The following is a 21,363-nucleotide window of genomic DNA, read 5'->3' as shown; positions in this document are numbered from 1 at the left end:
GCCCGGCTTCGCCCGACACCCGACCGGAGCGGCATCATGGTCCCCGTGCCCCAGACCAGCCCCCAGACACCCCCGGTGCTCCGTCGCACCCCGGTGCAGCAGCGCAGCGCCGAGCGGCTCGCCCGGATCCTCGACGCCTGCGCCGCACTCCTCGACGAGACCGGGTACGAGCAGCTGAGCACCCGCGCCGTCGCCGCCCGCGCCGGGGTCCCCATCGGCTCCGTCTACCGCTTCTTCGGCAACAAGCGGGCGATGGTCGCCGCCCTGGCCCACCGCAACCTCGACGAGTACGCCGAGCGGATCTCCACCCGCTTCGCGGCGACGTCCCTGCTCGACGCCCACGGTGCGATCGACGGCGTCCTCGACGAGTTCATCGCGATGAAGCGGACCGTCCCCGGTTTCGCACTCGTCGACTTCGGCGTGCCCGCCGCCGCGCCCGGCGAGACCTCCGCCGAGGGTCCGGTCGGCTCCGGGGAGTCTGCCGGCGAAGCGGCCGGAGGCGCTGAAGAGGCCGGCGCCGGAGGATCCGGCGAGGACGGGATCGAGGGGCTCGCCGAGGATCCCAACCGCCTCGTCGTCGACCGGATCTGCGCGCTCCTCGCCACCCATCTCGGCCGCACCGTCGACGACGACCTGCGACGGAAGGTGCTCGTCGGCGTCGAGACCGCCGACGCCCTCGTCCGCCTCGCCTTCCGCGCCGATCCCGCGGGCGACCCGGCGCTCGTCGACGAGACTCGCCACCTCCTCCACGCGTATCTGGCGCCCTCGCTGTCGTCATAGGGGTACGGGGATCCTCGCGAAGCCGTCCCGTGCGAGCGGCCCCCGTAACCCTCGCCGACGCGGCTTGGCGAGGCGTCCGTACCCCTCGCCAAGCCGTTCCGCGCGAGAGGTCCGGCACACCTCACCGAGCGGTCCCGCGCAAGAGGACCAGCCCTCGCCAAGCCGTTCCGCGCGAGCGGTCCGGCACACCCTCGCCGAGCCGTCCCGTGCGAAGGGCCCCGCACCCCCTCCCGTGCGTCCCAACCGGTCGGTATGCTCGGCGCCACTCGACGCCGCCCCAGGGAGAAGCCATGTCCACCGCCCTGCGCATCTGTCCCCTCTGCGAAGCGACCTGCGGACTGACCCTCACGATCGACGGGACCCGGGTGACGGGGGCGCGGGGTGACCGCGACGACGTCCTCAGCGAGGGGTTCATCTGCCCGAAGGGCGCCGCGTTCCCCGAGGTCGACGCGGACCCGGACCGGTTGCGCGGACCGCTGGTCAGGAAGGACGGGAGGCTCCAGGAGGCCACCTGGGAAGAGGCGTTCGACGTGATCGCCTCCCGAATCCGGCCGCTGATCGAGGAGTACGGGCCGGACGCGGTGGGTATCGTCCTGGGCAACCCCAACGTGCACACGATGGCCGGCGCCCTCTACCCGCCCCTGCTGATCGGCGCGGTGCGGACGCGGAACCTCTTCACCGCGTCGACGCTCGACCAGATGCCCAAGCACGTCTCCAGCGGCCTGCTCTTCGGGGACCCCTTCGCCGTACCCGTGCCGGACCTGGACCGCACCGACCACCTGCTGATCCTCGGGGCCAACCCGCTGGACTCCAACGGAAGTCTGTGCACCGCCCCCGACTTCCCCGGCAGGCTCAAGGCACTGCGCCGGCGCGGCGGCACCCTCACCGTCGTCGACCCCCGGCGCACCCGGACCGCCCGCCTCGCCGACCGACACGTCTCGATCCGCCCGGGCGCCGACGCACTCCTCCTCGCCGCCCTCGTCCACACCCTCTTCGAGGAGGGCCTCACCGACCTCGGCCCGCTCGCCGCCCACGTCGAGGGGGTGGAGGAGGTGCGGTCCGCGGTGGGGGAGTTCAGCCCCGAGGCGGTCGCCGCCGCCTGCGACGTGGACGCCGCCACGATCCGTACGCTCGCCCGCGAACTCGCCGCCGCCCCCACGGCAGCCGTGTACGGGCGGATGGGCAGCTCCACCGTGGCGTACGGCACCCTCGGCAACTGGCTCGTCGACGTCCTCAACATCCTCACCGGCAACCTCGACCGGCCCGGCGGCGCCCTCTTCCCGCTCTCCGCCACCGCGCCCGCCCCGCGCCCCGCAGGACCGGGGAAGGGGTTCGCCCTCGGCCGCCGGCACAGCAGGGTCTCGCACCACCCCGAGGTCAAGGGCGAACTGCCGCTGGTCGCGCTCGCCGAGGAGATCGAGACGCCGGGGGAGGGCCGGATCAGGGCGGTGATCACCGTCGCAGCCAACCCCGTCCTCTCCGCGCCCGACGGGGACCGCCTCGACGCGGCCCTCGGCTCCCTCGACCTCATGATCGCCGTCGACCCCTACCTCAACGAGACCACCCGCCACGCCGACGTCCTGCTGCCCCCGCCGCCGCCCTCGCGGAGCGCCCACTTCGACTTCGCCTTCAACGGCTTCGCCGTCCGCGACCAGGCCCGCTACACCCCGGCCGCCGTCCCCCTCGAAGCGGACCGCATGGACGAATGCGAGATCCACGCCCGGCTGATCCTCGCCGTGTCCGGGCCGGACGGGGCCCCGCCGTCCGCCGTCGACGAGCTGGCGATCGACATGACGCTCGCCAAGGCCGTCACCCAGGAGCACTCGCCCGCCTACGGCGCCGACCCGAAGGAGTTCGCGGCCGGGCTCTCCGGCGACACCGGGCCCGAACGGCGGCTCGACCTGATGCTGCGCCTCGGCCCGTACGGGCTCACCCTCGACGAACTGAAGGCCCACCCGCACGGCATCGACCTCGGACCGCTGAAGCCCCGGATCCCGCAGCTCCTCAAGACCCGCAGCGGACGGATCGAGCTCCTCCCCGCGCCCCTCGCCGCCGACCTGCCCCGGCTGCGGGCCGCGCTCCACGCCGTACCGGAGCCGGGCACGCTCCACCTCGTCGGACGGCGGCACCTGCGCTCGAACAACAGCTGGCTGCACAACACCCCCGCGCTCGGCGGGGGATCGAACCGCTGCACCCTCCAGGTGCATCCGTCGGACGCGGAGCGGCTGCGGCTCACCGACGGCGGGCTCGCCCGGGTCAAGGGAGAGGGCGGAGAGCTCGAGGTGCCGGTGGAAGTCACCGACGGGGTGCGGCCCGGGGCGGTGAGCCTTCCGCACGGCTGGGGCCACGACCGGCCCGGCACCCGGCTCTCCGTGGCGTCCGCCCGCCCCGGCGTCAACGTCAACCAGCTGCTCGACGGCTCCCGGATCGACCCCCTCTCCGGCACCGCCGTCCTGAACGGATTCCCCGTCGAGGTGACACCCCTGCTGTGACCCCGACCGGGCGCCCCGCTGTGACCCCGACCGAGCGCCCTGCCGTGACCCCGACCGAGCGCCCTGCCGTGACCCCGACCGGGCGCCCTGCCGTGACCCCGACCGGGCGCCCTGCCGTGACCCCGACCGGGCGCCCTGCCGTGACCCCGACCGAGCGCCCTGCCGTGACCCCGACCGGGCGCCCCGTCGGTACCCCGGCCGTGACCCCTGCCGTGACCTGGGGTTTTGCTCGTATTGCTCACGCGTCAACGTCTTGTTAACGGCTGAAGAGGACACCTACCGTCATCCGGACCGCCGCCGCTCGGCGGGAGTTCAAGGGTGAACGTGAGGTGTCCTCCATGCTGACCGTCCTCGGTTTCGCCATGATCGCGACCTTCCTGGTCCTGATCATGATGAAGAAGATGTCGCCGATCGCGGCGCTCGTGCTGATCCCCGCGCTCTTCTGCGTCGCGGTCGGGCAGGGGGCCCAGCTCGGCGACTACGTCATCGAAGGCGTCGGCAAGCTGGCGCCGACCGCCGCGATGCTGATGTTCGCGATCGTCTATTTCGGAGTCATGATCGACGTCGGCCTCTTCGACCCGATCGTCCGGGGCATCCTGCGCTTCTGCAAGGCCGACCCCGTCCGTATCGTCGTGGGCACCGCGGTGCTCGCCGCGATCGTCTCGCTGGACGGCGACGGCTCCACCACGTTCATGATCACCGTCTCGGCGATGTATCCGCTGTACAAGCGGCTCGGCATGAGCCTGGTGGTCATGACCGGTGTCGCCGCCACCGCCAACGGCGTCATGAACACCCTGCCCTGGGGCGGCCCGACGGCCCGCGCCGCCACCGCGCTGAAGCTCGACGCCGCCGACGTCTTCGTGCCGATGATCCCCGCGCTCGGCATGGGCCTGCTCTTCGTGTTCGTCCTCGCGTACGTCCTCGGCCGCCGTGAGCGCAAGCGGATCGGCTACCTCACCCTCGACGAGGCCCTGGTGCCGGAGACCGAGACCGTACTGGTCGCGACGGGCGGCACGGGCTCCACGGGCACCGGCGCCACCGGCACCGGTTCGGGCGGGCAGGGCGAGACGACGGGTCCCGGCACCGGCGGCGGCACCGGAACCGCGCCGGCCGACGGATTCCAGGGGCTCGACCCCCACCGTGCGACGCTCCGCCCCAAGCTGTACTGGTTCAACGCCGGGCTGACCGTGGCACTGCTGACGGCGATGATCCTCGAACTGCTGCCGATCCCGGTCCTGTTCCTCCTCGGTGCGGCCCTCGCGCTCACCGTGAACTACCCGAACATGGCCGAGCAGAAGGCCCGTATCGCCGCGCACGCCGACAACGTCCTCAACGTCGCCGGCATGGTCTTCGCCGCCGCCGTCTTCACCGGCGTCCTCACCGGCACGGGCATGGTCAAGCACATGGCCGACTGGCTCGTCGGCGCCATCCCCGAGGGCATGGGCCCGCACATGGGGCTGGTGACCGGCGTGCTGAGCATCCCGCTGACGTACTTCATGTCGAACGACGGCTTCTACTTCGGCGTGGTGCCGGTCCTCGCCGAGGCGGGCGCGGCCCACGGCGTCTCGCCCCTGGAGATCGCCCGCGCGTCGCTGGTCGGCCAGGCGCTGCACATGTCGAGCCCGCTGGTGCCCGCGGTGTACGTGCTGGTCGGCATGGCGAAGGTGGAGTTCGGCGACCACACCAGGTTCACGGTGAAGTGGGCCGCGCTGACCTCGCTGGTGGTGCTGGCTGCGGGGATCCTCTTCGGAATCATCTGACGCGCCGGGCGGGCGGCGGCGCAGGGGGCCGGCCCCCGGGTCCGTAACCGGGCTCGGATGTGCGCCGGACGGGCGACTTCGGAGGGTGGTGCACGTATGTCGCCACTCATCGTGGTCGGTCGGTGACAGATAGTCGGATTATCGGTAAATCGGTCTGACGATCCCTTTCCGGAGGAACCCGCATGCCTGCTCGTACCGCCCGGCCTCTCGCCGCCGCCACCGCAGCCGCATTCGCCCTGAGCGGCCTCGCCCTCGCGGGCGCGCCGGCGGCGTACGCCGCCCCCGGCGACAACGGCGACGTGAAGATCCACAAGGTCGGCACCCCCTTCGACGACCAGAGCAACGAGCCGAAGGTCTGCAGGTTCTACCTGGCGGCCTTCAACTTCGACACGCTCCAGGAAGTCGACTGGGAGATCTCGCCCCAGCCACCCAAGGCCGACGATCCGAGCCTCAACGGTCACATCACCCTGGCCACGGGCACGGGCCACACCGGCCCGCTGTCGCTGCCCAACGGCCAGTACAAGCTCGTCTGGACCTTCGAGGGGCAGACCGGGGCCGGCAAGCAGAAGGTCTTCAAGGTCGAGTGCCCCGGTGACGTCATCACCAACCCGACCCAGCCGCCGACCCAGCCGCCGAACGGCGGACCCGGCGGCAACGGCGGCCACGGGCACGGCAAGCCCCCGCACGGCCCGGTCGGTGCGGGCGGCGGCGGCAGCGCGGAGATCGCGGCCGAGGACTCCTCCGCCTTCGGCGTCGGTGCGGCCGTCGCGGCCGGCCTCGCCGGCACGGCCGGACTGGTCCTGATCCGTCGCTCGCGCCGCCGCGACAATGGCGCCGCGTAGGTCCCGCCTCACGCGACGCAGGCGGCGGCTCCTCCGCCTCGCCAGGACCGTGGTGGTCACCACGGTCCTGGTCACCGGAGGCGTCTGGTGGGCCGGTGACGAGGAGCCGGCCGACCCGCCGCTCGCCGCCGCCCCGGCGGTTCCCGGGGCGGCGGCGGCGAGCGGAGCGCCGGCCGCCCTGGACCACAAGGCGAAGCCCGGGGCCCGGCCGAAGGCGACACCACCGCCGCGGCCGACGCCCCCGCCGGCGCCGCTGCCCCGCTCGCGCCCCACCACCCTGGCCGTCCCCGCCATCACCATCGAGGCCCCGGTGACCGAACTCGACATCGACGGCAAAGGACGGCTCGCCACGCCGCCGGTCGACAACCCCAGGGTCGTCGGCTGGTACGCGAAGGGGGTCACCCCCGGTGAACGCGGCACCGCCGTCGTGGTCGGCCACCGCGACACCCGCACCGGGCCCGCCGTCTTCCTGAACCTCGACTCCCTCAGCCCCGGAAACACCGTCCGCGTCGCCCGCGCCGACGGCAAGGTCGCCGTCTTCACGGTCGACCGCGTGCGTACGTACGCCAAGGCGGACTTCCCCGACAAGGAGGTGTACGGCGCCACCGGGCGCCCCGAACTCAGGCTCCTCACCTGCGGTGGGGCGTTCGACAGCCGTAACGGCTACGAGGCGAACATCGTCGTCTTCGCCCACCTCACCGACCTCGCCCGGAAGATCTGACCCCGCGTCCGGCACGCCCTCCGGATCCGCGAACCGGGCCGACAGGGCCCGCTCCCCGCCCACGCCCCGTCCGACGGAATCCAGCCGCTCCGTCGGACGGGGCGTGTCGTGTGTGTGCGTACGGTCGCCGCCGTCGGTGTGGCACGCAGGGCACGCGGGGCACGCAGGGCACGCGGGGCATGCAGGGCACGCGGGGCATGCAGGGCACGCGGGATCCCCCGTGCCGGGAAGCCCGTGACGGTGCGAGGCGCACGTGGACAGGCGGCCGGTGGGGCGGCACGATCGAGTGGGCCGGGGTGCGGGGGCGGGTGAGACGGGGGGCACGTCGGTCGACCCTGGCGCTGAAAAACTAACAGCGCTAGTTTGAGTCGGACGGGGAACCGGCAACGTGAGGAGACAGCGGATGAAGGCGCACGACGCGATGTACATCGGCGGGGAGTGGCGCCCCGCGTCCTCCACGGACACGATCCCGGTGATCAACCCGGCGGACGAGCAGGTCATCGGCCACGTCCCGGCCGGCACCGCCGAGGACGTCGACGCCGCCGTTCGCGCCGCCCGCGCCGCGCTCCCCGGCTGGGCGGCCACGCCGCCGGCCGAGCGCGGAGCCCGTATCGCCGCGCTGCGCGACGCGCTCGCCGCCCGGGCGGAGGAGATCGCCGCCACCGTCACCGCCGAACTCGGCGCGCCGCCCCGGCTCGCCGCCACCGTGCACGCGGGGCTGCCGATCGCCGTCGCCGGCTCGTACGCCGAACTCGCCGCCACCCACCCCTTCGAGGAGAAGGTCGGCAACTCCACCGTCTACTCCGAGCCCGTCGGCGTCGTCGCCGCGATCACCCCCTGGAACTACCCGCTCCACCAGATCGTCGCCAAGGTCGCCCCGGCCCTCGCCGCCGGCTGCGTCACCGTCCTCAAGCCCGCCGAGGACACCCCGCTCACCGCCCAGCTCTTCGCCGAGGCCGTGCACGAGGCCGGCCTGCCCGCCGGCGTGTTCAACCTGGTCACCGGCCTCGGCCCGGTCGCCGGCCAGGCGCTCGCCGAGCACCCGGACGTGGACCTCGTCTCCTTCACCGGCTCGACCGCCGTCGGCCGCCGCATCGGCGCCCTCGCCGGCGGCGCCGTCAAGCGGGTCGCGCTCGAACTCGGCGGCAAGTCCGCCAACGTGATCCTCCCGAGCGCCGACCTGCCCAAGGCCGTCGCCGCCGGCATCGCCAACGTCATGTCCAACTCCGGCCAGACGTGCAGCGCCTGGACCCGGATGCTCGTCCCCGCCGACCGGTACGAGGAGGCGGTCGCCCTCGCCGCCGAGGCCGTCGCCAAGTACGTCCCCGGCGAGCGCGTCGGCCCTCTCGTCAACGCCAAGCAGCAGGAGCGCGTGCGCGGCTACATCGAGAAGGGCATGGAGGAGGGCGCCCGACTCGTCGCCGGCGGCCCCGACGCCCCGCGCGAGACCGGGTACTACGTCTCCCCGACCGTCTTCGCCGACGTCACCCCGGAGATGACCATCGCCCAGGAGGAGATCTTCGGACCGGTCGTCTCGATCCTCCGGTACGAGGACGAGGCCGACGCCCTGGCCATCGCCAACGGCACCGACTACGGCCTCGCCGGCGCCGTCTGGGGCGAGCCCGAGGCGGCCGTGGCCTTCGCCCGCCGCATGGACACCGGGCAGGTCGACATCAACGGCGGCCGCTTCAACCCGCTGGCCCCCTTCGGCGGATACAAGCAGTCCGGCGTGGGCCGGGAACTCGGCGCGCACGGACTCGCCGAGTACCTCCAGACCAAGTCCCTCCAGTTCTGAGCCCGAAGGAGCAACGAACGTGATCCGCGCCGCCGTCCTGCCCGCCGTCGGCTCTCCCCTGGAGATCACCGGCATCGAACTCCCCGAGCCCGGTCCCGGCCAGGTCCGGGTCCGGCTCGCCGCCGCCGGGGTCTGCCACTCCGACCTGTCGCTCTCCAACGGCACCATGCGCGTGCCGGTCCCGGCCGTCCTCGGCCACGAGGGCGCCGGCACGGTCGTCTCCGTCGGCGACGGGGTCACGCACGTGGCCCCCGGCGACGGCGTCGTCCTCAACTGGGCGCCGTCCTGCGGCACCTGCCACCCCTGCTCGCTCGGCGAGGTCTGGCTCTGCGCCGACGCCCTGACCGGCGCCGCGAACGTCCACGCGCGCACGGCGGACGGCACCGAGCTCCACCCCGGACTCAACGTCGCCGCCTTCGCCGAGGAGACGGTCGTCGCCGCGAACTGCGTCCTGCCCGTCCCGGACGGCGTGCCGCTCACCGACGCCGCGCTCCTCGGCTGCGCCGCCCTCACCGGATGGGGCGCGATCCACCACTCCGCCCGGGTCCGGGAAGGCGAGACCGTCGCCGTGTTCGGCGTCGGCGGGGTGGGCCTCGCCACCCTCCAGGCCGCCCGGATCGCGGGCGCGTCGACGATCGTCGCGGTCGACGTCACCCCGGAGAAGGAGGCGCTGGCACGGGCGGCGGGAGCCACCGAGTACGTCGTCGCCTCCGGGACCATGCCGAAGGAGATCCGGAAGCTGACGGGCGGCCAGGGCGTCGACGTGGCCGTCGAATGCGTCGGCCGCGCCGTCACGATCCGCACCGCCTGGGAGTCCACCCGGCGCGGCGGCCGCACCACGGTCGTCGGCATCGGCGGCAAGGACCAGCAGGTCACCTTCAACGCCCTGGAGCTCTTCCACTGGGGCCGCACCCTGGCCGGCTGCGTCTACGGCAACTCGAACCCGGTCGAGGACCTGCCGGTCCTCGCCGAGGGGGGGGGGGGGCGGGGCGCCCCCCCCCCCCCCCCCCCCCCCCCCCCCCCCCCGCCGGTCCGGGGACGGGGACGGGGACGGGGGAGGGGGAGGGGGAGGAGCGTCGCGTGGCACGGCCCGGGTTCCACGGGGTTCCTCGACCGGGCTTCGAGCGCCCTCCCGCACGATCGGTTCGACGGGAAGTCCGGGCGTACGGAGCAACCGGGGGCTCGCTGTGCGGAGCAGGCCCCCCTTGCCGATGACCTGCGCGAGGACGAACCGTTCATGGGTGGGCAGTCCGTCGAGCCCGGGTGCGGTCAAGGCCCGGCGGACGTCCTCCTCCTCGTACCCGACCCGGTCGACGGCCGGGCATTCCGCGCATCGGAATGCCCGGCCGTCGTTCGCGTGCTCCGGCCGCCGCCGCGGACCCTCCCGGCTATTCGGTGGCGGCCCGCAGCAGAAGGCCCTCGAACACCTTCGGGTCGTCCGAGGCGATCACCGGCCAGCCGACGCCGTACGCACCCTCCCAGCCCACGTCGATGCCCGGGTTGGCGTGGTCGGAGCCGTCGGGCAGGAAGAGGTGCGGGCTGCAGTTCACCCGGTCGGTCCTGGACACCGCGGCCTGGTCGGCGAGCGTCCGGCGTGCGCGGCCGTCGTCGAGCGCCTCGGCCAGCGCGTCGACGTCGACCACGCCGGTGTCCGCGGCCACGTCCAGGATCACCTTGCGGTGGCTGACGCAGCGCGACTCGGCCCAGAAGGCCCGGCGGAGTCCGAGGTCGAGCTGCTCGGAGGCGCTCAGGCTCTGCTCCTTCGCCGCGAGGACCGCCTCCAGGGCGGGCAGCGTCGTCGTGGGGTAGAGCCAGTCCTTGGCCTGCCACAGCTGCCACCCGGCGGCCGGCTCGAGGCTCGCCATCCGGGCGACCTCGCTGTCCGTGCCGGGCCGCGGGCTCGGGGCGTCGTTCAGCAGCTCGAGCGGGAAGGCGTGCAGGTCGAAGGAGACCCGCTCCTCCAGGCCGAGCCGGGCCCGGGTGGCGTGCAGCCGGTGGACGGCGATGTGCGCGAAGGAACACCAGATGTCGGAGAAGACGGTGATGACGCCGCGCGGCGGGGTCAGGTCGGTGGTGGTCGGGTCGGTGGTGGTCGGGTCGGTGGTGGTCAGGTCGGTGGTGGTCGGGTCGGACATGGTTCTCCTCGGTTCGTGCGTCGGGTTCCGGTCGTGCGGGGAGGGGAGGGGCTCAGGCGGCGGGGGACTCGTGGGCGTCGAGGGCCGCCTCGAGATCGAGGTCGGCGTCCGGCAGCCAGGCGGGCAGGGCGGGGATGCTGGCCATCGCGTCGAAGAGCCGGGGCACGGCGTCCCCGCGGACCGTCGGCCCGTGCGCGCTCAGCAGCCGCGCCGGGCGCAGCGCGGCCAACTCGCGTACGGGCCGGACGAACCTCGCCTCGTCGACCAGGGCGGTCCATGGGGCTATCGCCCGGTTCAGTACGTCGAATCCGCGGAAGAACTCTTCCTCGGAGAGGTCGGTGAATTCCTGGGCGATCTCTTCGACGACGGTTCCGAAGCTGTCGGAGCTGTACAGCGTGCCGTCGGAGTGGTCGAACACGGCGAGAGTGCCCGGTGAGTCGAAGGTGGGCGGCCGGTGAAAACCGAGCTCGCGGTCGCCGATCTTCACCCGGCTTCCCGGGTTGGCTGTCACCGACCGTTCCCGCGGAATGTCGAACTCTTCCGACATGCGCGTCAGTGATATCGCGTTGGCGAGCACCTTCGCCCGGGGCGCGGCCTCCAGGACGCGGGCGAGGGCGCCGGTGTGGTCGCGGTCGTCGTGGGTCACGACGATCCAGCGCAGGTCGGCCGGGTCGATCAGCGACCAGAGGGAGTCGAGGAAGGCCTCCCGGTCCACGGGCATGCCGGTGTCGACGAGGAGCGGCTGCCCCGCCCGTAAGAGGAAGGCGTGGACGGGCTGGTGGCCGAGGCCGGGTACGGGCAGGGCCGAGGGGAGGACGTGGATGTCCGGCCCCGCGCTGTAGGAGGGTTTCATGCCGCACCTCTCGTGAGGGGTCTTCAGGCGAGCTGGATGGTCAGGGAGCCGGCGATCAGCAGGGCGAGGCCCAGGGCGCGGGGCTTCGTCAGGGAGCGCCGGGGGAGCCTGAACAGGCCCTTGTGGTCGATCAGCGCCGAGGTGAGCTGCTGCCCGGTCACGGTGAGCGCGATGGTCACCGCCGCGCCGATGGAGGGGATGAGCAGGAAGGTGCCGGTGACGTAGGCGGCGGCGCAGGCGCCACCCAGCCAGCCCCACCAGGGCATCTTCTTCAGCGGGGCGATCTTGGGCTTCGGGGTGCGCCGGGTCGCGTACAGCACGAGCAGGACCACGGCGATCGTGAAGGTCGCGACGGCGAAGCTGATCACGGCGACGGTGATGGGCTCCTTCAGCTGGGCGCGGAGTTGGGCGTTGACCGCGCCCTGCACCGGAAGCACGCCGCCGGCGACGACACCGAGGGCGAGCAGGCCCGCGCGGCCCGCGCTCGACGTCCTGGGCGCGCCGGGGGGCGCCGCCGCCTTCATGCCCCGGATGATCACGACGATGCCCGCGAGCACGGCCAGGGCGCCGATGACGATCCCGGCGCCGAGGTCCTTGCGTTCGAGGCCGAGGAGCCCGAAGAGATCGAGGGCTAGCGAGGCGAACATCTGGCCGGTGACGAAGAGCCCCACGGCGGCGAGGGCGCCGAGCCGTGGGAACAGCAGGATGCCGCTGGTGATGTAGAGCGGACTGGCCAGTCCGCCCAGCAGCTGCCAGGGCTCCACGTCGGGCAGTTCGCCGAGCGCGCCGAGTGCGCCGGCGGCCACCGCGAGCACGACGAGCAGACCCGTGGCGACGCCGAGCTGGATGGTGGAAGCGCCGTACGGGGTGCCGACGGCCGAGTTGAGCTGGAGGTTCACCGAGGCCTGTACGGCCAGGAGGCAGCCGACCAGCAGGGCCGCGGCGAGGAGCGCGGTGTGCATGGGATCTCCCTGGGGCGGGATGGCGAACGGATAAGTGGACACCAAGTCCGTTTAGCATGCCATGCGGCATTGCAAACGGACAAGATGTCCACTTGAGTCCCGGGGAAGTAAGGTCTGATCCATGAGCGACGACGAGCAGCGCGGACAGGGAGCCGCCCCCGTGCCCCGGGTCGGCGGGCTCCTGGGAGATCTGCAGGCCGCGGACGAGCGGCCGGTCGCCCCGCGGCGACGCGCGGACGCGGAGCGCAACCGCACCCAGATCCTGACCGCGGCCGAGCGGCTCTTCGCCGAACAGGATCCCCGTACAGTCACCATGGACCGGATCGCCAAGGCCGCGGGCGTCGGCCGCGCCACGCTCTACCGGAGCTTCCCCGACCCGTCCTCGGTCGCCGTGGCGCTGCTCGACGAGCACGAGCGCCGGCTCCAGGGGCAGCTCATCTACGGGCCGCCGCCACTCGGACCCGGCGCGCCCGCGGGGGAGCGGCTCGCGGCCTTCTACCTGGCCATGCTCGACCTGCTGGAGCGTCATCTTCCGCTGGCGCTCGGGGCGGAGACCGGCGCCGCGCGCTTCCGGACGGGCGCCTACGGCTTCTGGCGCGTCCATGTCCGTACGCTGCTCGTCGCCCACGGCGTCCGCGACCCGGACCCGCTGATCGACATCGCGCTCAGCCCGTTGTCACCCGAGCTCTTCCGGTTCCAGCGGCACGAACTCGGCCTGTCGGTCGAGCGCATCGGCCGGTCCCTGACGGCCTTCGCCCGCCGACTCCTCGAGTCCGGCGACGGGGACTGACGGTCCGGCCGCCGGACGGCGGGAGGCCGTGGCCGGCAGGGTCAACTCCCGGATGCGCCCGTGTCGTTACCCGGCCGGACCCCACGGGGCACCGCTCCCGTTCCGACCGCGACGGAGGCCCGTGACCGAGAGCGGGACACGGCCACGCCCGCCAGGCACAACGCGCCGCCGGCGAGGGTGAGCAGCCCCGGCAGCTCGCCGAGGAACACCCAGGCCAGCAGCACCACGAGGGCGGGCACGGCGTACGTCGTGGCGCCCATCCGTCCCGCGGTCGTCCTGGCCAGGGCGTAGGCCCAGGTCGTGAACGCCAGCGCGGTCGGGAACACCCCCAGGTAGACCATGTTCAGGGTCGCCGACAGCGGGGCCCGGCCCGCCTCATCGACCAGCTGCCCGGCGAACGGCAGACAGGCCACCGCGCCCACCAGGCACCCGAACGTCGTCACCTGGAGCGCGCTGCCGTGCGCCAGCGCCGGCTTCTGCGCCACCACTCCGCCCGCGTACGCCATCGCCGCCAGCAGACAGAGCACCACCCCGAGCACCGAGGCGTGCCCACCCGACGACGAGGCGGACATCGACAACCCCACCGCCACCGCACCCGCGAAGGACACCGCCATGCCGGCCAGCAGCCGGGGCGGCAGCGACTCCTTCAGGAACCGCGCGCCGAGCAGCGCGATCAGGATCGGCCCGATGTTCACCACCATCGCCGCGGTGCCCGCGTCGACCTCCTGCTCACCCCAGTTGAGCACCACCATGTACACCCCGAACCACAGCAGCCCCGACACCACGATCCCCGGCCAGGCCGCCCTCGGCGGCAGCCCCTCCCGCCGCACCAGCAGGACCACCCCCAGGACCAGGGCGCCGGCCAGCAGCCTGCCGAGCGCGAGCGCGCCGGGGGAGTACGCCGCCCCCGCGCTGCGGATGGACACGAACGCGGAGGCCCACAGGACCACGGTCACACCGGCGGCGGCGAGCGCGAGCCGCGACGATTGCTTCTGCATGGCTCGACCGTAGGACGTGAACCCTTCGGCGCTCACCGCAATATCGCCGGGCCGCCCGTGCCCGGGTCACCGCAGGGCCCCCGCGCCCAGGGCACCGCCGGGCCGCCCGTGACCGGGTCGCCGCGCTCCTGCCGCCCGGGTCGCCGCTGCGTCGCCCGTGCCCGGGTCACCGCAGGGCGGCCGGGGCGATGCCCAGGGACGCGTACAGGGCGGACTCGCCCTCGGCGGTCACCTTCACGGCGCGCTCGGACCCGATCCGTACGCACCATCCGGCGTCCAGCGCGTGCCGGCACAGGGCGGCGCCCGCGATGCCCGCGAGGTGCGGCCGTCGCTCGGTCCAGTCGAGGCAGCCGCGGGCCACCGGCCGCCGCCCCTTGCGCACGAGGGTGATGCCCCGGTCGTCGAACCAGGTCAGACCCCGGTCCGTGAGCGCGAAGCCGGTGTCCTGACGGAGCAGCCCGCGTACGGTCATGGCCTCCGTGATCGCGATGCCGAGCCGTCCGGCGAGATGGTCGTAGCACGTACGGCCGCGGGCCATCGCCTCACCGGCGCTCGCCTCGCGCAGAGAACGCGGCGCCGCGGGCACCTCGGGCTGGGACCGGGCGGCCAGATCCTCGACGAGGTGCGCGATCCCGGGGTCGGCCAGCCGCACGTACCGGTGTCTGCCCTGCCGTTCCTCGGCGAGCACCCCTCCCGCGACCAGCTTTCCGAGGTGCTCGCTGGCGGTGGACGGCGCCACTCCCGCCTGCCGGGCGAGCTCCCCCGCCGTCCAGGCCCGGCCGTCCAGCAGGGCGAGCAGGAACGCGGCGCGGCTCTCGTCCGCGAAGAGCGCCGCGAGCGCGGCGAGGTCACTGGCTGCCATCCCCCCACTGTGCCGCACACACCCTTCGGCGGCGGCCGAACCGTCCAGGGTGCTCCCTGGGCTCTGTCGTCACAGGTCACGCCCAAGTGCTGCGAGGGTGGCGACCTCCGCCCCTCCCCCGTTGCTTCCGGCGGAGTCGTCCCTGCTCACGTGGTGCGGACCCGGGCCGTACCCGTCGTCGGCCGGTGGGGGGTGGCCTTCCGTCCCGGTGAACTTCCTATGATGATCGCCGCCAAGGAACGTGGGAAGTCCTGCGGACCATTGGCGGCGCGGACGTACTTGGGGGAGCGAGACTTGATCGCACAGGTGAATGACCTACCGTCCGGCAGACGTGCCAGGCGCACCCTGGCCACGAGGGCGGCGGCCCTGGTCGCCCTCTGCTCACTCACCGCCGGGTGCTTCGCCTCCGAGCCCGAGGACTTGGGCGTCGTCTGGGACACCCCTGTGGACCGCAGGGCCGAACCGCAGGGCAACGGGGCCTGGCTGTCCGGCGACACGTTGGTCCGCAGCCGCTTCGACGCGGTGAGCGGGTACGACGCCCGTACCGGGAAACGGAGTTGGGAGTACGTGCCGCCCGGCCGCTCGGCGGTCTGCCACGCCACCGCCGACACCGACGGCTCAGTCATGGTCCTCACCCGCGACGAGGACGGCGCTTCTGCCTCCGCCAAGGGCGAGCTCTGCGCCACCGCCGTCGCAATCGATATGAGGAACGGCCGCGAGATCTGGCAGGTCCCTCTTTCCGACACCGGATCCGGCCTCCACCGCTTCCAGCCCTATGCGGTGTCCGCCGGCAGCGGCATCGCCGTGCTCCTCAAGAACGACGGCCTGAACGCCGTGGACGTGCGCAGCGGGAAGCCGCTCTGGACGGCGGCCCTGCCCAAGGGCTGCGTCCCGGGCAGGACCAGGGTGGCCGACCGCCAGGTCGCCGCCCTTCTCGCCTGCGGCGGCACCGACAAGGACTTGGGAGACAAGGTCGCAAGGGACGCCGAGCTGCACGCCGCCGCCTTCGACCCGGCCACCGGCGCGCTCCTGTGGTCCGCCCCGCTCGGGGGCCGGAGCGCCATCCTCTGGGACGCCCGTGCAGACTTCGTCTCCGCCGACCCGGTGGTCGTGGCAGCCTCGGCATCGGGCGACTCCGACTCCGGGGCCTACTTCTCCTTCGGCGGCAACGGCCGCCCGAACCCGCCGATCGATTTCAGCGGTCCCTACGGCGAGATCACGTTCTACGAGCGGCTCAAGGCCGTCGCGGACGGCACCAGGCTCTACGCCCTGCCCCGCCAGGGGAAGTCGCCGCGCTATTACAGCTACCGCCTGACCGCCTTCGACCTGGCCACCGGAATTCCCGTCTGGGGCGGCACCCGCGACGACGACCGCCTCGACGGCGACACCGGGCATCGCCTTCTCCTCCTCAAGGACGGGAAACTCACCGTCCTCACCTCGCCCCACCGCAGTTCCTACTTCGGCCTCCGTGTCCTCGACGCCGCCACGGGCGAGCAGCGCGACGCCCGTAGCTTCCCCGATGGCAAGGACCCTGCGAACGCGCTCTTCGAGTACAAGGACTGGCTCATCGGCGCCCGCTACGAGGAACACACGACACCGGCCAGGCCTTTCACGGCCTACGAGCGCCGTGATCGATGAGTGACCGGCACGGTCGCAGCAGGTGCTCATGCGGTTTCTTCATTTGATCTTGGGTGATGGATCATTTGGTCGTGATGCGCCGTCATGAACTGTCCGGTGCCGATGGGGAGTCCGTCCGCTCGCTTTCGTCGTGACGGGCGGCAACACCAACGACCGCACCCGGTTCACCGCCGTGATGGAAGCGATCCGGGTGTCTCGCAGCGGATCCGGACGGCCTGGAAACCGGCCGGCTCACGTCCTCGGCGACAAGGGCTGCAGCTCGAAGGCGATCCGCGCCCGGCTCCGTCGCCGGGGCATTGCCCACACGATTCCCGAGCGGCTCGACCAGTTCAAGCAGTGACGAGGCATCGCCACCCGCTACGACAAGACTGCCGAGTCCTACGAAGCAGCCGTCACCCTCGCCTCACTCCTGACGTGGGCGTGACATTTGACGACAGGCCCTAGGCGTCCTGCCGGTCGGGCCGGGCCGGGAGCGCCTCGTACTGGAGCCGCAGACCGTCGAGGAGGGCGCGCAGGCCGGTGTCGAAGGCTCGCTCGTCGACTTTCTGGCGGTGTTCCGCGAGGAGGTGCGCCTGGCCGAGGTGGGGGTAGTCGGCGGGGTCGTAGGCGGTCTCGTCGTCGACGAAGCCGCGGGCGAAGGAGCCCAGGGCGGAGCCGGTGACGAAGTACCGCATCAGGGCGCCGATCGAGGTCGCCTGGGCGGGGGGCCAGCCGGCACGGACCATGGCGCCGAAGACGGCGTCGGCGACGCGGAGGCCCGCCGGGCGGCGGCCGGGGCCCTGGGCGAGGACCGGGACGATGTGCGGATGGTCGGCGAGGGCGGCGCGGTAGGAGACCGCCCAGTCGTGCAGGGCGGTCCACCAGTCCCGGACGTCGTCCTCCGCGAACATCGACAGGTCGATCTTCGCGCTCACCGAGTCGGCGACGGCGTCGAGGATCTCGTCCTTCGTGCGGAAGTGGTTGTAGAGCGAGGGGCCGCTCACCCCGAGTACGGCGGCGAGCCGGCGGGTGGAGAGCCCGGCGAGGCCCTCCGCGTCGACCAGCGCTCCCGCCGTCTCGACGATCAGGTCTCGGCTGAGCAGGGGCTTGCGCGGTCGGGCCATGGCGCACATAGTAGGCCTGCACTAAAAAACTAGCAGTGGTAATTAAATGGACGGTCGAGGTGGTGCACGGTGGATCTGGCGCTGAGCGAGGAGCAGGAAGCCGTACGGCGGCTCGCCGAGGACTTCGTCGCACGCGAGGTCACTCCGCACGTCGTCGCCTGGGACCGCGCCGAGGAGGTCGACCGGACGATCGTGAAGAAACTCGGCGCCGTCGGCTTCCTGGGGCTCACGATCCCGGAGGAGTACGGGGGCTCCGGCGGCGACCACCTCGCGTACTGCCTCGTCACCGAGGAACTCGGCCGCGGCGACTCCTCCGTGCGCGGCATCGTCTCCGTCTCCCTCGGCCTGGTCGCCAAGACCATCGCCTCCTGGGGCAGCGAGGAGCAGAAGCGCGCCTGGCTGCCCCGGCTCGCCGCCGGCGAGGCGCTCGGCTGCTTCGGGCTCACCGAGCCGGGCACCGGCTCCGACGCCGGGAACCTGGCCACCCGGGCCGTCCGTGACGCCGCCACCGGTGACTACGTGGTCAACGGCAGCAAGATGTTCATCACCAACGGCACCTGGGCCGACGTCGTCCTGCTCTTCGCGCGGACCGGCGACGCGCCGGGACACAAGGGCGTCTCCGCCTTCCTCGTCCCCACCGACACCCCCGGCCTCACCCGCCGCGCCATCCACGGCAAGCTCGGCCTGCGCGGCCAGGCCACCGCCGAACTGGTCCTGGAGGACGTCCGCGTGCCCGCCGCCGCGATGCTCGGCCCCGAGGGCAAGGGCTTCACCGTCGCCATGTCGGCCCTGGCCAAGGGCCGCATGTCGGTCGCCGCCGGCTGCGTCGGCATCGCGCAGGCCGCGCTGGACGCCGCTGTGCGGTACGCGGGGGAGCGCGAGCAGTTCGGCAAGCCCATCGCCTCGTACCAGCTCGTGCAGGAACTGATCAGCGACATCGCCGTCGACGTGGACGCCGCCCGGCTGCTGACCTGGCGCGTCGCCGACCTCGTCGACCGGGGCCAGGACTTCGCCACCGCCGCCTCCAAGGCCAAGCTGTACGCCTCCGAGGCCGCCGTCCGCGCCGCCAACAACGCCCTCCAGGTCTTCGGCGGCTACGGCTACATCGACGAGTACCCGGTCGGCAAGCTGCTGCGCGACGCCCGCGTCATGACCCTGTACGAGGGCACCAGTCAGATCCAGAAGCTCATCATCGGCCGGGCGCTGACGGGGGTCTCGGCCTTCTGAGTATCCGAGTGAGTACGCGGGCGGATGTGGCGCGGAGCACATCCGCCCGATGCTCTTCCCATGAGCGACACACCGGTCAAGCAGCAGAACACCGCCGCCTACTACATGCAGGCCGTCATCTCCTTCGCGATCGCCGCCCTGGCCGTGGGCATCGGGGTCTACCGGCTCGAAGCCAGCGCCTGGGTGCGGGCCTTCCTCGCCGTCTCGGTCCTCTACCTCACGACCTCGGCCTTCACGCTGGCCAAGGTGGTCCGCGACCGCCAGGAGGCGGGCCAGATCGTCAGCCGGGTCGACCAGGCCCGCCTGGAGAAGCTCCTCGCCGAGCACGACCCGTTCCAGAAGCTCTGATGCCGCGGGCCCGGACGCCCGGGCCCGGCGCGGGAAGCCGCCGGGGCCGCCGGGGCGGGGCTCTCATGCCGAGACGCTCTAAGCGCTTGCTCACCCTCGTTGTATGGTGTTCGTCCTGACGGGGTCCGAGAAGGAGTGTGGGATGAGCGTGGCGGAGGAGACGCCCGGGGGCGAGGACATGCCCTGGGGCGAGGTCACGCCCGAGGCGGCCCGGCGGCTGCTGGTGGCCGCCGTCGAGGCGTTCGCCGAACGCGGCTATCACGCCACCACCACCCGGGACATCGCCGGCCGCGCCGGGATGAGCCCGGCCGCGCTCTACATCCACTACAAGACCAAGGAAGAGCTGCTCCACCGGATCAGCCGCATCGGTCACGACAAGGCCCTGGAGATCCTCCGGGCCGCGGCCGCCGGCGACGGCACGGCCGCCGAGCGCCTCGCCGACGCCGTCCGCTCCTTCGTCCGCTGGCACGCCGAGCGCCACACCACCGCGCGGGTCGTCCAGTACGAGCTCGACGCCCTCGGTCCCGACCACCGCGCCGAGATCGTGGAACTGCGCCGCCAGTCCGACGCGGCGGTGCGCGCGATCATCGACGAGGGCGTGGCGGCCGGCGAGTTCGACGTGCCGGACGTGCCGGGCACCACCGTCGCCGTGCTCTCCCTCTGCATCGACGTCTCGCGCTGGTTCAACGCCCAGGGCCGCCGGACGGCCGACGAGGTCGGCGCCCTCTACGCCGACCTCGTCCTCCGGATGGTCGGGGTCCGGACCGCGTGACGGCCCCGGGTCCGGGGCCGCGTGACGGGCCCGGGACCGCGTGACGGGCCCTGACCCGTGCGACCGGCCCCGGCCGCACGACCGGCCCGGACCCGCGGAGGGGGTCCGGGCTCTTGGCACGGCGGCGCTCAGAAGTAGTAGCGGGAGACGGACTCGGCGACGCAGACCGGCTTGTCGGAGCCCTCGCGCTCCACGGTGACCGCCGCCGTCACCTGCACACCGTCGCCGCCCACCTCCTCGACCTTCGTCAGGACGGCCGTGGCGCGCAGGCGCGACCCGACGGGGACGGGGGCAGGGAAACGAACCTTCTCCGTGCCGTAGTTGAGGCCCATCTTCATGCCCTGGACCGACAGGACCTGGGGGACGAACAGCGGCAGCAGCGACAGCGTCAGGTAGCCGTGCGCGATGGTCTTGCCGAACGGGCCGGCGGCGGCGCGCTCCGGGTCGACGTGGATCCACTGGTGGTCGCCGGTCGCCTCGGCGAACAGGTCGATCCGCTTCTGGTCGACCTCCAGCCAGTCGCTGTGCCCCAGCTGCTCGCCGACCCCCGCGCGCAGCTCCTCGGCGGAGGTGAAGATCCTCGGCTCGGCCATGTTCGTGTCCCTTCTGGTACGGCATACCCAACGGTCGGTATCTAAGCGCTTGCTCAGCATGTGGGGTGAGGTGGCCGCTGTCAACGGCCTCCGGCGACACACCAGTAGGGTTCACTGAGTGCCGCAGATTCCAGAGAAGATCCACGAGCTCACCGTCGGCCAGCTCTCCGCGCGCAGCGGGGCCGCCGTGTCCGCCCTGCACTTCTACGAGGCGAAGGGGCTCATCAGCAGTCGCCGCACCACCGGCAACCAGCGCCGCTACGGCCGCGACACCCTCCGCCGGGTCGCCTTCGTCCGGGCCGCGCAGCGGGTCGGCATCCCCCTCGCGACGATCCGTCAGGCGCTCGCCCAGCTCCCCGAGGAGCGCACGCCCACCAACGAGGACTGGGCCCGCCTCTCGGCCGCCTGGCGCACCGAACTCGACGAACGCATCAAGCAGCTCGGCCGCCTCCGCGACCACCTGACGGACTGCATCGGCTGCGGCTGCCTGTCCCTGGAGACCTGCGTCCTCTCCAACCCGGACGACGTCTTCGGCGAGCGCATGGCCGGCTCCCGCCTCCTCCCCCTCCGCCGCCCCGCCACCGACGACGCCTCCTAGGTGTATTGACCCGCGGCGTTGTTGACACGGCTGATCGGCGGGTGTCCGTCGAGTGCGGTGTGGCAGCGGTGGTGGTTGTAGGTGTGGAGGAAGT

The 21,363-nt window shown here is 72.8% G+C and carries 19 protein-coding genes and 3 pseudogenes; 14 read left to right on the top strand and 8 right to left on the bottom strand.

Annotated features, from left to right (window positions below; genetic code table 11):
- The first annotated feature begins 36 nt into the window (after positions 1–36).
- From OO54_RS26095 to OO54_RS43865, 7 genes and pseudogenes are all read left to right on the top strand, one after another.
- Positions 37–780 (top strand): TetR/AcrR family transcriptional regulator, encoded by a 744-nt coding sequence (locus OO54_RS26095; RefSeq protein ID WP_033207131.1) that lies wholly within the window; start codon positions 37–39, stop codon positions 778–780.
- 290 nt (positions 781–1,070) lie between these two features.
- Positions 1,071–3,272 carry a molybdopterin-dependent oxidoreductase gene (locus tag OO54_RS26090; protein WP_033207129.1) on the top strand — a complete coding sequence of 734 codons (2,202 nt, stop codon included), beginning with the start codon at positions 1,071–1,073 and terminating at the stop codon, positions 3,270–3,272.
- Between the two features lie 338 nt (positions 3,273–3,610).
- The gene (locus OO54_RS26085) at positions 3,611–5,032 is read left to right on the top strand and encodes a CitMHS family transporter (protein ID WP_033207127.1); all 1,422 of its coding nucleotides are present in this window, start codon (positions 3,611–3,613) and stop codon (positions 5,030–5,032) included.
- Between the two features lie 182 nt (positions 5,033–5,214).
- Positions 5,215–5,874, top strand: a complete 660-nt coding sequence (locus tag OO54_RS26080; protein ID WP_033207125.1) for a hypothetical protein — start codon at positions 5,215–5,217, stop codon at positions 5,872–5,874.
- Positions 5,875–5,926: 52 nt separating this feature from the next.
- Positions 5,927–6,595: a class F sortase gene (locus OO54_RS26075; protein ID WP_033207124.1), complete on the top strand. Its 669-nt coding sequence runs from the start codon at positions 5,927–5,929 to the stop codon at positions 6,593–6,595.
- Between the two features lie 403 nt (positions 6,596–6,998).
- Complete coding sequence (locus tag OO54_RS26070) at positions 6,999–8,390, top strand: aldehyde dehydrogenase family protein (protein WP_033207122.1); 1,392 nt, start codon at positions 6,999–7,001, stop codon at positions 8,388–8,390.
- Between the two features lie 19 nt (positions 8,391–8,409).
- Positions 8,410–9,360, top strand: a pseudogene (locus tag OO54_RS43865) (zinc-binding dehydrogenase); the annotation flags it as partial.
- Positions 9,361–9,540: 180 nt separating this feature from the next.
- Here the strand turns inward: OO54_RS43865 and OO54_RS48390 are convergent.
- The 4 genes and pseudogenes from OO54_RS48390 to OO54_RS26055 all read right to left on the bottom strand — a co-directional run.
- Positions 9,541–9,696: pseudogene (locus OO54_RS48390) on the bottom strand (DUF6190 family protein); the annotation flags it as partial.
- A gap of 82 nt (positions 9,697–9,778) precedes the next feature.
- Complete coding sequence (locus OO54_RS26065; RefSeq protein ID WP_051787190.1) at positions 9,779–10,525, bottom strand: DsbA family oxidoreductase; 747 nt, start codon at positions 10,523–10,525, stop codon at positions 9,779–9,781.
- 52 nt (positions 10,526–10,577) lie between these two features.
- Positions 10,578–11,378, bottom strand: coding sequence for an oxygen-binding di-iron domain-containing protein (locus tag OO54_RS26060; RefSeq protein ID WP_033207120.1), 801 nt, complete (start codon positions 11,376–11,378; stop codon positions 10,578–10,580).
- Between the two features lie 23 nt (positions 11,379–11,401).
- Entirely contained in the window at positions 11,402–12,340 is a 939-nt protein-coding gene (locus tag OO54_RS26055; RefSeq protein ID WP_033207119.1) for a DMT family transporter, read from the bottom strand.
- Positions 12,341–12,461: 121 nt separating this feature from the next.
- On the opposite strand from OO54_RS26055, the gene OO54_RS26050 reads away from it, so the two are divergent.
- The gene (locus tag OO54_RS26050) at positions 12,462–13,130 is read left to right on the top strand and encodes a TetR/AcrR family transcriptional regulator (RefSeq protein WP_033207116.1); all 669 of its coding nucleotides are present in this window, start codon (positions 12,462–12,464) and stop codon (positions 13,128–13,130) included.
- 41 nt (positions 13,131–13,171) lie between these two features.
- Here OO54_RS26050 and OO54_RS26045 read toward each other — a convergent pair whose 3' ends face one another.
- Together OO54_RS26045 and OO54_RS26040 are read right to left on the bottom strand one after the other, a co-directional pair.
- A complete protein-coding gene (locus OO54_RS26045) occupies positions 13,172–14,128 on the bottom strand; it encodes a DMT family transporter (protein WP_051787189.1) in 957 nt (318 codons plus the stop codon).
- Between the two features lie 166 nt (positions 14,129–14,294).
- A complete protein-coding gene (locus OO54_RS26040) occupies positions 14,295–14,990 on the bottom strand; it encodes an ArsR/SmtB family transcription factor (RefSeq protein WP_033207112.1) in 696 nt (231 codons plus the stop codon).
- A gap of 306 nt (positions 14,991–15,296) precedes the next feature.
- Between OO54_RS26040 and OO54_RS26035 the strand changes: the two genes are divergently transcribed.
- Positions 15,297–16,628, top strand: coding sequence for an outer membrane protein assembly factor BamB family protein (locus OO54_RS26035; protein ID WP_157856511.1), 1,332 nt, complete (start codon positions 15,297–15,299; stop codon positions 16,626–16,628).
- A 127-nt stretch (positions 16,629–16,755) separates the two neighbouring features.
- Positions 16,756–16,968, top strand: a pseudogene (locus OO54_RS41695) (transposase); the annotation flags it as partial.
- Positions 16,969–17,068: 100 nt separating this feature from the next.
- Here the strand turns inward: OO54_RS41695 and OO54_RS26025 are convergent.
- Positions 17,069–17,731, bottom strand: a complete 663-nt coding sequence (locus tag OO54_RS26025) for a TetR/AcrR family transcriptional regulator (protein WP_033207108.1) — start codon at positions 17,729–17,731, stop codon at positions 17,069–17,071.
- A 69-nt stretch (positions 17,732–17,800) separates the two neighbouring features.
- On the opposite strand from OO54_RS26025, the gene OO54_RS26020 reads away from it, so the two are divergent.
- The 3 genes from OO54_RS26020 to OO54_RS26010 all read left to right on the top strand — a co-directional run bounded on the left by OO54_RS26020 (position 17,801) and on the right by OO54_RS26010 (position 20,078).
- Positions 17,801–18,958, top strand: a complete 1,158-nt coding sequence (locus tag OO54_RS26020) for an acyl-CoA dehydrogenase family protein (RefSeq protein WP_033207106.1) — start codon at positions 17,801–17,803, stop codon at positions 18,956–18,958.
- A gap of 60 nt (positions 18,959–19,018) precedes the next feature.
- Entirely contained in the window at positions 19,019–19,306 is a 288-nt protein-coding gene (locus OO54_RS26015) for a YiaA/YiaB family inner membrane protein (protein ID WP_033207104.1), read from the top strand.
- Between the two features lie 142 nt (positions 19,307–19,448).
- A complete protein-coding gene (locus tag OO54_RS26010; RefSeq protein WP_033207102.1) occupies positions 19,449–20,078 on the top strand; it encodes a TetR/AcrR family transcriptional regulator in 630 nt (209 codons plus the stop codon).
- Positions 20,079–20,206: 128 nt separating this feature from the next.
- Here the strand turns inward: OO54_RS26010 and OO54_RS26005 are convergent, their stop codons facing one another.
- Positions 20,207–20,671, bottom strand: a complete 465-nt coding sequence (locus tag OO54_RS26005; protein WP_026058659.1) for a MaoC family dehydratase — start codon at positions 20,669–20,671, stop codon at positions 20,207–20,209.
- Positions 20,672–20,789: 118 nt separating this feature from the next.
- Here OO54_RS26005 and soxR point away from each other — a divergent pair, with 118 nt between their 5' ends.
- Positions 20,790–21,269, top strand: coding sequence for a redox-sensitive transcriptional activator SoxR (gene soxR, locus OO54_RS26000; protein ID WP_017241634.1), 480 nt, complete (start codon positions 20,790–20,792; stop codon positions 21,267–21,269).
- The last annotated feature ends 94 nt before the right edge of the window (positions 21,270–21,363 follow it).

The organism is Streptomyces wedmorensis (assembly GCF_000716445.1).
GTDB lineage: Bacteria > Actinomycetota > Actinomycetes > Streptomycetales > Streptomycetaceae > Streptomyces > Streptomyces wedmorensis.
Note: the sequence above shows the minus strand (reverse complement) of the source record. Positions and strands in the feature narration are given on the sequence as shown.